Genomic DNA, 11426 nt, shown 5'->3' with positions numbered 1-11426 from the left:
AGACGGCGAGCGCTTGCGGCATACGTGCGCGTCCTATCGTGGAGACATGACCGAGACCCCCTCCCTCCGCGACATCCCGTTCACCACGGCCGACGGGAAGGAGGCGACACTGGGCGACTTCGGCGACAAGGCGTTCCTCATCGTCAACGTCGCGTCGAAGTGCGGTTTGGCCCCGCAGTACGAGCAGCTCGAGGAGCTGCAGAAGACGTACGGCGAGCGCGGCCTGCAGGTCATCGGGTTCCCGTGCAACCAGTTCATGGGGCAGGAGCCCGGGTCGATGGAGGAGATCCTCGACTACTGCGCCGTCAACTGGGGCATCACGTTCCCCGTCATGGACAAGATCCGGGTGAACGGCTCGCACGCCGCTCCGCTCTACAAGGCGCTGAAGAAGACCCCGAACGCGGAGCGCGCGAAGGGCCCCGTCATGTGGAACTTCGAGAAGTTCCTCGTGACGCGGGACGGCGAGCTGCACCGGTTCCGTCCGCAGACCAAGCCGAACGAGCCCGAGGTGATCGCGGCGATCGAGGACGCGCTGGCCTGATCAGCTCGCGGCCGAGGCCTCCGCGCGCTCGGACCACACCTGACGTGCGATCTGCGCGAACGCCTCGGCGGGCTGCGCCCCGCTGACGCCGTACTTGCCGTCGATGACGAAGAACGGCACACCCTGGATGCCGTAGGCCTGCGCCTGCGCCTGGTCGGCCCGCACCGCCTCGAGGTAGCGACCGGACTCCAGCGCGTCGCGCGCGGCCTCCCGGTCGAGTCCCGCGTCGGCGGCGAGCTCCACGAGGTCGTCGATGCGACCGACATGACGGCCCTCGGTGAAGTAGGCCGACATGAGCCGCTCGGTCATCTCCTTCTGGAGACCCTGCTCCTTCGCGAAATGGAGCAGCTCGTGCGCCTTCACCGTGTTCGTGTGCTTCAGCAGGTCGAACCGGTACTCGAGGCCCGCCTCGGCGGCGACACCTGTCACCCGGTCGAGCATCGGCTTGACCTGCTCGGGTGTCATGCCCTTGTGCTGCGACAGGAAGTCGACCTCGTTCCCGTCGAAGTCGACGGGGGTGTCCGGGGACAGCTCGTACGAGTGGAACGTCACCTCCACGCGGGGGGCGTCGGCGTCATCCGCCGTCGCCGCGAGCCCCGTCTCGAGGTTGCGCTTGCCGATGTAGCACCAGGGGCAGGCGATGTCACTCCACACGTCGATCTTGATGGCATCCGTCACATCGCCTGCAACGCGCCCGACACTCGCATCTATTCCCGCCGCCGTCCTAGGCTGGCGGGATGCTCTCCGCCGACGACCCGCTGCCGGCCCTGCCGCGTCGCCTGGTGATCGCGGGCACGACGGGGGTGGGCAAGTCCACCCTCGCACGACGGCTCGCAGACCTGTGGCGCCTCGAGTACACCGAGCTCGACTCGCTCTTCCACGGACCGGGCTGGACGCCCCGGCCCGAATTCCTCCACGACGTGCGCCGCGTCGCCGCCGGTGAGCGGTGGGTCTCGGAGTGGAACTACTTCAGCGCGGGCGGCGGGCAGGTGCTCGGCGAGCGCGCCGACCTCGCGGTGTGGCTCGACCTTCCCCGTCGCATCGCGCGCGCCCGGCTGGTGCGACGCACCCTGCGGCGCAGCATCCTGCGGCAACCCCTGTGGAACGGGAACGTCGAGCCTCCCCTGTGGACGGTCCTCCGCGACCCCGACCACATCCTGCGGTGGGAGATGCGCACGCACGGCACCTGGCGGGAACGGATGCCGCGAGTCGCGGCCGAGTACGGCCTGCCCGTCGTGCACCTCCGGCATCCGCGGGAGGTCGAGCGCTGGCTCGCGGGCCCCGCCGCGCGAGCCGCGGACTGACCTCAGGAGGACGTCGGGGCGTCCTTCGCCCCGCCGAAGCGGCGGTCGCGCGACAGATAGAGCTCGATTGCTCCCCAGAGGTCGGTCCGCGAGAAGTCGGGCCACAGCGTGTCGAGGAACACCATCTCGGCGTACGCCGCCTCCCACAACAGGAAGTTGGACGTCCGCTGCTCACCGCTCGACCGCACGAAGAGATCGACGTCGGGCATGTCGGGGACGTACAGGTGGCGCCGGAGCGTCTTCTCGGTGATGGCCGAGGGCTTCAGCTTTCCGCGGGCGATCTCCTCACCCATCGCCCGCATCGCGTCGATGATCTCCAGCCGCCCGCCGTAGTTGATGCACATCGTCAGGGTCAGGCCGGTGTTGCCGGACGTGAGCTGCTCGGCGTACTGCAGTTCCTTGATGACCGATCCCCACAGCCGCGGCTTGCGTCCGGCCCAGCGGATGCGGACGTTCCACTCGTTGAGCTGGTCCCGGCGGCGGTGCAGCACGTCGCGGTTGTACCCCATGAGGAAGCGCACCTCCTCGGGCGAACGCGCCCAATTCTCCGTCGAGAACGCGTAGACGCTGAGGTGCCTGACGCCCGCCTGAATCGCCCCGGCGACGACGTCGAGCAGCACCTCCTCGCCCGCGCGGTGCCCTTCGATCCGGGTCAGCCCGCGGCGGTTCGCCCACCGGCCGTTGCCGTCCATCACGATCGCGACGTGAGCGGGGACCGAGCCCTTCGGGAACTCCGGCGGATAGACGCCGGTCCAGTCGAGCGGTCGATAGGGCACCGCGTCGCGATGCGTGTACGGCTTGGGACTCACCGAGGCGCCTCCAGGTGGGACAGGGAACGGATGCCGCGCTCGGTGTGCCACTGCGCGTAGGCGGCGATGAGGCCGGAGGATGCCGCGGTGGCGCCGGACGAGGCGGCATCCACCACATCCCACTCCCCCGCCAGCAGCGCCCGCAGCAGATCGCTGGTCTCGACACTCACCCGCGGAGCACCGGTGGGCGCGCACGCGGCGCAGACGATGCCGCCCAGCTGCGCGACGAACCACTCGTGCGGCCCCGGAGCACCGCACCGCGCACACTCCCGCAGGGACGGCGCCCACCCCGAGAGGGACATGACCCTCAGCAGGTACGAGTCGAGTACCGACCGCGGGGCGTGGTCGCCGCGGGCGAGGGCGCGGAGCCCGCCGACGAGGAGGAGGTACTGCTGCGGCGTCGTCTCGGCCTCGTTGAGCCGGTCGGCGGTCTCGGACATGGCGGATGCCGCGGTGTACCGGTCGTAATCGGTCGCGATGTCCGCACCGTAGGCGCCGAGGGACTCGGCCTGCTGCACGATGTCGAGCGAGCGGCCCTTGTACATCTGGACGTCGGCGACCATGAAGGGCTCGAGCCGGGCACCGAACTTCGACGAGGTGCGGCGCACCCCCTTCGCGACGGCGCGCACCTTGCCGTGACGACGGCTGAGCATCGTCACGATGCGGTCCGCCTCCCCCAGTTTGTGGGTGCGAAGGACCACGACCTCGTCGCGGTAAGTGGGCACCCCTCGATTATCCCGTGACCGGGCACAATGAAGGCGTGACCGAGCCGCAGTTCCTCATCCCCCTCTGGGCCGACCTGACCGCCGTCGGGCTCGGCGGCGTACAGGGCGCCCTGTTCGCCTCGGGGTTCCAGGGTCAGCGCCGACTCGATCTGCTCGGGGTCGCGATCATCGGCGTCGTCATGGGCCTCGGCGGCGGCATGATCCGCGATCTGCTCCTGAACACGACACCGGTCGCCCTCCAGAGCGACGGATACCTCATCACCGTCACCGCCGCGGCCCTCGTCGGGATGCTGCTGGCGAACCTCTTCCAGCGGCTCAACGCCGTCATCGTGGCGCTCGACGCCGTCGCGATCGGCATGTTCGGCGCGCTGGGGACGACCAAGGCGTTGGCGCTCGGCCTCCCCCTCATCCCGTCGGTCTTCGTCGGCGCGTGCGCGGCGGTCGGCGGGGGCCTCCTGCGCGACGTGTTCATGGGTCTCCCCGTCGCGATGATGCACGTCGGCTCGCTCTACGCCGTCGCCGCGGCGGTGGGATGCGCCGTCCTGGCCGTCCTCGACCTCGTCGGCGTCGCGGCGGTGCCGGCGGCGATCACCTGCATCGCGGTGACCGCCGTCATCCGGGTCCTCGCCGTCGCGTTCGACATCTCGCTGCCGGAGCAGCGCGCCCTCTATCGGCGCAAGGTCGCCGTCGAGACCTCGACCATCCCGATCATCAGACCGTGATCCGGTCCCGACGGCGACCGCGCGGACTCAGACGCCGGCGAGCTCACTCTCGGACACGCGGCTGCGGATCGCCCGGTTGACCGCCGAGACGACCGCCTTCAGGCTCGCCGTCGAGATGTCACCGTCGATGCCGACGCCCCACAGGCGCTGGTCCCCGACCTGCAGCTCGACGTACGCGGCCGCGTGCGCGTCGCCGCCGGCACCCAGGGTGTGCTCGACGTAGTCGTAGAGGGAGATCTCGAAACCGCGCTCGCCCAGCACCTTCAGGAAAGCCGCGATGGGACCGTTGCCGGCGCCCGTCGCCGAGACGCGCTCCTCGCCGTCGCGGAGCGTCACCTCGAGCGCGACCTCCCCGGACATGTCGCTCTGCGTACGGGTCGACAGCAGTTCGAAGCGACCCCACTTCTCGTCGGCGGCGGCAGCGGGCAGGTACTCGTCGGAGAAGATCGACCAGATCTGACCGCTCGAGACCTCGCCGCCCTCGGCATCCGTCTTCGCCTGCACGACCCCCGAGAACTCGATCTGCAGCTTGCGCGGCAGGTCGAGCGCGTGGTCGGTCTTCAGCAGGTACGCGACACCGCCCTTGCCGGACTGCGAGTTGACCCGGATGACCGCCTCGTACGAGCGTCCCAGATCCTTCGGGTCGATCGGCAGGTACGGCACGGCCCACTCGATCTCGTCGACCGAGACGCCCGCCGCCTGGGCACGCGCCTCCATCGCCTCGAAGCCCTTCTTGATGGCGTCCTGGTGCGACCCGCTGAACGCGGTGAAGACCAAGTCGCCCGCCCAGGGGCTCCGCTCGGGCACGGGCAGCTGGTTGCAGTACTCGGCGGTGCGCTTGACGTGGTCGATGTCGCTGAAGTCGATCTGCGGGTCGATGCCCTGCGTCAGCAGGTTGATCCCCAGGGCGACCAGGTCGACGTTGCCCGTGCGCTCGCCGTTGCCGAAGAGGCATCCCTCGATGCGATCGGCCCCGGCCATGTAGCCGAGCTCCGCCGCGGCGATCGCGGTGCCGCGGTCATTGTGGGGGTGCAGCGACAGGATGACGTTCTCGCGGTGCGCCAGGTGCCGGCTCATCCACTCGATCGAGTCGGCGTACACGTTCGGCGTCGCCATCTCGACCGTCGCCGGCAGGTTGATGATGACCTTGCGCTCGGGAGTCGGCTCGAAGACCTCGATGACCTGGTTGCAGACGTCGACGGCGAACTCGAGCTCGGTGCCGGTGTAGCTCTCGGGCGAGTACTCGTAGTAGACGGTCGTCTCGGGGATCGTCTTCTCGTACTCGCGGCACAGGCGGGCGCCCTCGAGGGCGATGTCGATGATGCCCTGCTGGTCGGTGCGGAAGACGACCTCGCGCTGCAGCACGCTCGTGGAGTTGTACAGGTGGACGATCGCCTGCTTGGCACCGGCGATCGACTCGTACGTGCGCTTGATGAGGTGGTCGCGGGCCTGCGTCAGCACCTGGATCGTGACGTCCTCGGGGATGAGGTCCTCTTCGATCAGCTGGCGCACGAAGTCGAAGTCGGTCTGGCTCGCGCTCGGGAAGCCGACCTCGATCTCCTTGTAGCCCATCTTCACGAGCAGCTCGAACATGATCCGCTTGCGCTCGGGGCTCATCGGGTCGATGAGCGCCTGGTTGCCGTCGCGCAGGTCGACGGCGCACCAGCGGGGTGCGACCTCGATGCGCTCGCCCGGCCACGTGCGATCGGGCAGCTCGACGCGGATCTGCTCGTGGAACGGGCGGTACTTGTGGATCGGGGCGCCGGAGGGCTTCTGGGTGTTTCGCATGATGGGTGCTTCTTCTCTCGTCACTGGTGCGGACCCACGACAACCTCCGCGACGAGTTGGTCCTAGATCGAGGACTCGTCGCGGCGACGAAGAAGGAGGCCGCAGAAGCGCATACCGACACGTTACACCCCGATCCGAAGCGCCGACATACGAGACGGATGCCGCGGCCCCGACACTCTCCCGGTATGACGCTCCGCCGATCCGCCGCCGTCCTGCTCGCCGGCGCCACCCTGCTGCTCACCTCCTGCGCCGCCGCGGCTGATGCGGGCGGCTCCGCTGCGCCTCCAGGGGCTGCCCTCGCCGCGCTGACACCGGAGAACCCGACCGGCGAGGTGCTCGCACAGGGAACCGTCCTCGACGACGAGACGACGGCGAAGCTGTGCCTGGGGGCCGTCGCCGAGTCCGCGCCGCCGCAGTGCAGCGGCATCCCCCTCGTCGGATGGTCCTGGGAGGGCCTCACGGACGCGGCTACTGCCGGCGGCACGACCTGGGGGACGTACGCGGTGCGCGGTGTCTACGACGGCGAGAGCTTCACCGTCCGCGACACACCCGTCCCCCTCGCACTGTTCGACCCGATCGCACTGCCCGACCCCACCGGCGGGAAGGCGGGCGCCGCGTCCGCTCAGGACGCCGCGACGATCCAGTCGATCGTGCCCAATGCCCTCGGCTCGGGCTACCTCGGTTCGTACGAACAGGACGGCTGGGTGTACGTCGACGTGATCTGGGACGACGGCACCTGGCAGCGCGCGGCGAACGAGGACTTCGGTCCCGGCAAGGTGATCATCCGGTCCGCGCTGCGCTCCGTCGACTGAGCGGCGTCGCTCTCCGTCAGGGCAGCAACGCGAGCTTGCCGCCCGGGTGCCCCTCCATGAGGAAACGCGCCGCCTCGACCGCGTCGGCGAACGGGAAGGTGCGGGCGACCGGCACCTCGAGCAGTCCGCGCTGCGCGAGGTCGACGAGCTCGCCGCGGACGGCGTCACGGAAGGCCGCGCTCGCGCGCAGCATGCCGCCGATCGCGACGATGCCCTCGGACTCGAGGTCGCGACGGACGATCGTGATGATGCGGGTCCGGTCCTCGACGAGCGCGAGCGAGGCCTCGATCGCCTCGTCGGTCCCCACCCCGTCGAGCGACGCGACGAAGGAGGCGCCCGCCGCGGCATCCTTCGCCCGGTCGACGAGGCCCGGGCCGTACGCGATCGGGATGCCGCCGTAGCGCCGCACGACGTCGGCGTTCCGCTCGCTCGCCGTCCCGACCACGCGGACACCGCGGATCGCCGCCTGCTGCAGGAAGCTCACGCCGACCGCGCCGGAGGCGGCGTGGAACAGCACCGTGTCGCCGCTTCGCGCACCGCTCAGCTCGAGCAGCTCGGCGGCCGTCGCCCCGGCCAGGAGCAGGTTCGCGGCTTCGGGATACGTGAGGCTCGACGGCTTCGCGAAGACCTTCTCGGCGGGGACCGTCAGCTCGGTCGCGTACCCGCCGCTCACGCGGAACGCGAGCACCTCGTCGCCGACCGTCGCCGCGCCCGAGCCGATCTGCGTGTCGGCACCGAGCGCGGTGATCTCGCCGGACACCTCGTACCCGATCGGGAAGGGGAACGACGCGCCGGGACGAGTGGGGTACTTCACATCCGCGGGGTTCATCCCGGCGGCGTGCACCCGGATCGTCACCTCGCCGGGGCCCGGTGCCGGCACCTCGACCTCGCGGAGCTCCCACTGCGACAGACCCTCCGGCCCCGTCGCGAACCATGCCTGTGCCATGCCGTCGTCCTTCCGTGAGATGCCGACGCCGTCGCCGGTCAGAATCCGAGGCGCCCCAGTTGCTTGGGGTCGCGCTGCCATTCCTTGGCCACCCGGACGCGCAACGACAGGAACACGCGGCCGCCGACGAGCGGCTCGATGCCCGCTCGCGACCGCGCCCCGACCTCCTTCAGACGGGACCCGCCGCGGCCGATGATGATGGCCTTCTGGCTGTCGCGCTCGACGACGATGTTCGCGTACACGTCGGTCAGATCACTGTCCTCGCGGGCCGAGATGTCCTCGACCGTCACGGCAATGGAGTGGGGCAGCTCGTCGCGGACGCCGTCGAGCGCCGCCTCGCGGATGATCTCGGCGATCCGATCCTCGACGCTCTCGTCGGTGACGACCCCTTCGGGGTAGAGCGCGGGGCCCTCGGGCATGAGCTTCAGCAGTTCGTCGGCGAGCACGTCGAGCTGGTCGTCGGTGACGGCCGAGAGCGGGATGACGGCGGCCCAGTCCTCGCGCAGCGCGTCGACCTCGATGAGGCGCTCGGTGATCTCCTCGCGGGTCGCGATATCGACCTTCGTGACGATGGCCACCTTCTTCGCGCGACCGTACCCGTCGAGGGATGCCGCGATCCGCCGGTCGCCGGGCCCGACCTTCTCGGTGGCCGGCACGAGGAATCCGATGGCGTCGACGTCGCCGAGCACCTGCTCGACGAGGTCGTTGAGGCGCTGACCCAGCAGCGTCCGCGGCTTGTGGATGCCGGGGGTGTCGACGATGACGAGCTGTCCGCTCGGGCGGTTCAGGATGCCGCGGATCGCCTTTCGGGTCGTCTGCGGCTTGTCGCTCGTGATCGCCACCTTCTCGCCGACGAGGGCGTTGGTCAGCGTCGACTTGCCCACGTTGGGGCGTCCGACGAACGTCACGAAACCGGAACGGTCGGTCACGGTCACTCCGATCCCCGCGAGACGCGGATCTCTCCGGTGGTGGGTGCGAAGGCGCTCTCGGCGGCCTCCAGGCTCTCGGCGCGCTCGACGAACACGGTGGCGAGACCGCGGCCGCGACCGAGGGAGGTGCCGCCGGTGAGGATCAGGCCGCTGTGCTCGACGCGGGCGCCCGGCACCGGGACGCTGCCGAGCGCCTTGCCGAACAGGCCGCCGATCGAGTCGACGTCGTCGTCCTCGAGCTCGATGCCGAAGAGGTCGCCGACCTCGTCGAGCCCGAGGCGCGTGCTCACGCGGAAGCGGCCGTCGCCGAGGTCCGTGACCTCGCTCGTGCGCAGGTCGTACTCGTCGGCAATCTCCCCGACGAGCTCCTCGATGAGGTCCTCGAGGGTGACGAGCCCCGACACCCCGCCGTACTCGTCGACGACGAGGCAGACGTGCACGGCTTCGCGCTTCATCTGCTGCAGCAGCGTCTCGGCGCGCATCGACTCGGGCACGAAGACCGCCGGCCGGGCGATCTGGGCGACCGGCACGCCGCGCCACGCGGTCTCGTCGCGGTAGGCGAACTGGACGAGGTCCTTCAGGTACACGACACCGGTGATGTCATCGGCCTCGCCGTCGGCGATCGGGATGCGCGAGACGCCCTTGTCGAGGAAGAGCGTCATCGCCTGCTGCGTCGTGGCCGCGGCATCCATCGTCACCATGTCGGTGCGCGGCACCATGACGGCGCGCACGAACCGATCGGTGAAGTCGAACACGGAGTGGATGAGGTCGCGGTCGTCCGCCTCGATGAGGTCCTGCGAGGCGGCCTCGTCGACCATGCTGAGGAGCTGCTCCTCGGAGGCGAACGAAGCACCCCGGTGGATGCCGGGGGTCAGCCGGTCCCCCACGAGGACGAGGAGGTGCGCGAGGGGCCCGAGCACGATGCGCGCGCCGCGGATGAGCGGGGCGCAGGCCCGCAGGAAGCCCTTCGCGTGCTGACGCCCGACGGCGCGCGGCGAGGCGCCGACGAGGACGAAGGAGGCGATCGTCATGAGGACGACGGCGGCGAGCATCGCCCACCAGATGTTGTCGAAGATCAGCGTGAACGCGACCGTCACGAGCACCGCGGCCGCCGTCTCGACGAGGATGCGGATGAACACGACCGCCGTGCGGTGGGCGTCGGGGTCGGCGGCGATCCGCCGCAGGGCCGTTCCCGAGCGCGCCTCGTCCGCGAGGTCGGCGAGGTCGGCGCGACCCGTCACGTCGAGCGCGGCCTCGAGCGAGGCCATCAGCCCGCCGAGCGCGACGAGCAGGCCCGCCGCGACGAGGAGGAGGATCTCGGTCATGCGCGCCGGCGGCGCTCGCTGGAGTGGAACGCGCCGATGAGTTCCTTCTGGAGTCCGAACATCTCGCGCTCCTCCTCGGGCTCGGCGTGGTCGAAGCCGAGCAGGTGGAGCAGTCCGTGCGTCGTCAGGAGGATGAGCTCGTCCATCGTGGAGTGCTTCGCCGCCTGCGCCTGGGTCTCGGCGACCTGCGGGCACAGCACGATGTCGCCGAGAAGCCCGGGAGGAGTGGGCGCCTCCTCGGTCCCGGGGCGCAGCTCATCCATGGGGAAGCTCAGCACGTCGGTCGGACCGGGCTCGTCCATCCACTGCACGTGCAGCGCCTCCATCGCACCCTCGTCGACGAGGAGGATCGCGACGTCCGCGTCGGGGCTGACGTGCAGTTCGGCGAAGTTGTGCTCGGTGAGGCGCAGCAGGACGGTCTCGTCGACCTCCACACCGGACTCGTTGGTGATCTCGATGGTCATGATCGTCCTCGTTTGGGCTGTCGGTCGCGGGGTCCGGCGGGCCGCAGGCCCGCGCGGCGCTCGGCGCGGTTCGCGAACTCGCTCGCCTCGTCGCGCTCACGGCGTGCGGCGAGCTTCTCCTCGTCGTACGCGCTGTAGGCGTCGACGATGCGGCCCACCAGGGTGTGGCGCACGACGTCGTCGCTCGTCAGGCGCGCGAAGTGGATGTCGTCGATGTCCTTGAGCACCCGCGTGACGAGCCGGAGGCCCGACGCGCCCTGCGGCAGGTCGACCTGCGTGATGTCGCCCGTGACGACCATTCGCGTGCCGAACCCGAGACGGGTGAGGAACATCTTCATCTGCTCGGGCGTCGTGTTCTGCGCCTCGTCGAGGACGACGAAGGAGTCGTTCAGGGTGCGCCCGCGCATGTAGGCGAGGGGGGCGACCTCGATCGTTCCCGACGCCATGAGCTTCGGGACGAGCTCGGGGTCCATCATCTCGTTCAGCGCGTCGTAGAGCGGCCGCAGGTACGGGTCGATCTTGTCGGTCAGCGTGCCCGGCAGGAATCCGAGGCGCTCCCCCGCTTCGACGGCGGGACGGGTCAGGATGATGCGGCTGACCTCCTTGCGTTGCAGCGCCTGGACGGCCTTGGCCATCGCGAGGTAGGTCTTACCGGTGCCGGCGGGGCCGATGCCGAAGACGATCGTGTTCTCCTCGATCGCGTCGACGTACTCCTTCTGGCCGAGCGTCTTGGGACGGATGACCTTGCCGCGCGAGGAGAGGATGGCTTCGCCGAGGACCTCGGAGGGACGCATCCCGCCGTTGTCCCGCAGGATGCGGCTCGACTGGGTGACGTCGCTCGGGTCGAGGCCTTGCCCCGCCCGCGCCATGCCGATGAGCTCGTCCACGAGTTCGCGGGCACGCGCCACGGCGTCGCCCTCGCCGGTGAGCGTGATCTCGTTGCCGCGGACGTGCACCTGCACGTCGGGGTGTTCGCGTTCGACGGTGCGCAGCAGGCGGTCCTGAGGACCCAGCAGCTGCACCATCGCGACGCCGTCCGCGTAGATGCGGTCGACGGTGGG

Annotated in this window: 13 protein-coding genes; 4 read left to right on the top strand and 9 right to left on the bottom strand. The window is 70.0% G+C overall.

The features are described 5' to 3' along the window. The first annotated feature begins 46 nt into the window (after positions 1 to 46). Complete coding sequence (locus Q9S71_RS09315; protein ID WP_311861979.1) at positions 47 to 541, top strand: glutathione peroxidase; 495 nt, start codon at positions 47 to 49, stop codon at positions 539 to 541. Here the strand turns inward: Q9S71_RS09315 and Q9S71_RS09310 are convergent, their stop codons facing one another. Next, positions 542 to 1219 (bottom strand): DsbA family oxidoreductase, encoded by a 678-nt coding sequence (locus Q9S71_RS09310; RefSeq protein WP_311861978.1) that lies wholly within the window; start codon positions 1217 to 1219, stop codon positions 542 to 544. A gap of 59 nt (positions 1220 to 1278) precedes the next feature. Between Q9S71_RS09310 and Q9S71_RS09305 the strand changes: the two genes are divergently transcribed. Next, entirely contained in the window at positions 1279 to 1845 is a 567-nt protein-coding gene (locus Q9S71_RS09305; RefSeq protein WP_311861977.1) for a P-loop NTPase family protein, read from the top strand. A 2-nt stretch (positions 1846 to 1847) separates the two neighbouring features. Here Q9S71_RS09305 and Q9S71_RS09300 read toward each other — a convergent pair whose 3' ends face one another. Together Q9S71_RS09300 and recO are read right to left on the bottom strand one after the other, a co-directional pair. After that, positions 1848 to 2654 carry an isoprenyl transferase gene (locus Q9S71_RS09300; protein ID WP_311861975.1) on the bottom strand — a complete coding sequence of 269 codons (807 nt, stop codon included), beginning with the start codon at positions 2652 to 2654 and terminating at the stop codon, positions 1848 to 1850. Further along, positions 2651 to 3379: a DNA repair protein RecO gene (recO, locus tag Q9S71_RS09295; protein WP_217531458.1), complete on the bottom strand. Its 729-nt coding sequence runs from the start codon at positions 3377 to 3379 to the stop codon at positions 2651 to 2653. The genes Q9S71_RS09300 and recO overlap by 4 nt, the downstream gene beginning before the upstream one ends. Before the next feature lie 35 nt (positions 3380 to 3414). Between recO and Q9S71_RS09290 the strand changes: the two genes are divergently transcribed. After that, entirely contained in the window at positions 3415 to 4101 is a 687-nt protein-coding gene (locus Q9S71_RS09290; protein WP_217531459.1) for a trimeric intracellular cation channel family protein, read from the top strand. A 27-nt stretch (positions 4102 to 4128) separates the two neighbouring features. Here Q9S71_RS09290 and leuA read toward each other — a convergent pair whose 3' ends face one another. Continuing rightward, a complete protein-coding gene (gene leuA / locus Q9S71_RS09285; RefSeq protein WP_311861973.1) occupies positions 4129 to 5889 on the bottom strand; it encodes a 2-isopropylmalate synthase in 1761 nt (586 codons plus the stop codon). Positions 5890 to 6074: 185 nt separating this feature from the next. Between leuA and Q9S71_RS09280 the strand changes: the two genes are divergently transcribed. Further along, positions 6075 to 6701 (top strand): hypothetical protein, encoded by a 627-nt coding sequence (locus tag Q9S71_RS09280; RefSeq protein ID WP_311861972.1) that lies wholly within the window; start codon positions 6075 to 6077, stop codon positions 6699 to 6701. A gap of 16 nt (positions 6702 to 6717) precedes the next feature. Here the strand turns inward: Q9S71_RS09280 and Q9S71_RS09275 are convergent, their stop codons facing one another. The 5 genes from Q9S71_RS09275 to Q9S71_RS09255 are packed head-to-tail and all read right to left on the bottom strand — an operon-like array spanning position 6718 to position 11390. After that, positions 6718 to 7647 carry a quinone oxidoreductase family protein gene (locus Q9S71_RS09275; RefSeq protein ID WP_311861971.1) on the bottom strand — a complete coding sequence of 310 codons (930 nt, stop codon included), beginning with the start codon at positions 7645 to 7647 and terminating at the stop codon, positions 6718 to 6720. 38 nt (positions 7648 to 7685) lie between these two features. Further along, positions 7686 to 8582: a GTPase Era gene (gene era / locus Q9S71_RS09270; protein WP_422880351.1), complete on the bottom strand. Its 897-nt coding sequence runs from the start codon at positions 8580 to 8582 to the stop codon at positions 7686 to 7688. Then, positions 8579 to 9901: a hemolysin family protein gene (locus Q9S71_RS09265; protein WP_217531464.1), complete on the bottom strand. Its 1323-nt coding sequence runs from the start codon at positions 9899 to 9901 to the stop codon at positions 8579 to 8581. The genes era and Q9S71_RS09265 overlap by 4 nt, the downstream gene beginning before the upstream one ends. Continuing rightward, positions 9898 to 10365 (bottom strand): rRNA maturation RNase YbeY, encoded by a 468-nt coding sequence (gene ybeY / locus Q9S71_RS09260; protein WP_064002183.1) that lies wholly within the window; start codon positions 10363 to 10365, stop codon positions 9898 to 9900. The genes Q9S71_RS09265 and ybeY overlap by 4 nt, the downstream gene beginning before the upstream one ends. Then, entirely contained in the window at positions 10362 to 11390 is a 1029-nt protein-coding gene (locus tag Q9S71_RS09255) for a PhoH family protein (RefSeq protein WP_231872748.1), read from the bottom strand. The genes ybeY and Q9S71_RS09255 overlap by 4 nt, the downstream gene beginning before the upstream one ends. Between the last annotated feature and the right edge of the window lie 36 nt (positions 11391 to 11426).

Source organism: Microbacterium gawkjiense (assembly GCF_031932225.1).
Taxonomy (GTDB): Bacteria; Actinomycetota; Actinomycetes; order Actinomycetales; family Microbacteriaceae; genus Microbacterium; species Microbacterium gawkjiense.
This window is presented reverse-complemented; position numbering and strand designations above follow the sequence as displayed.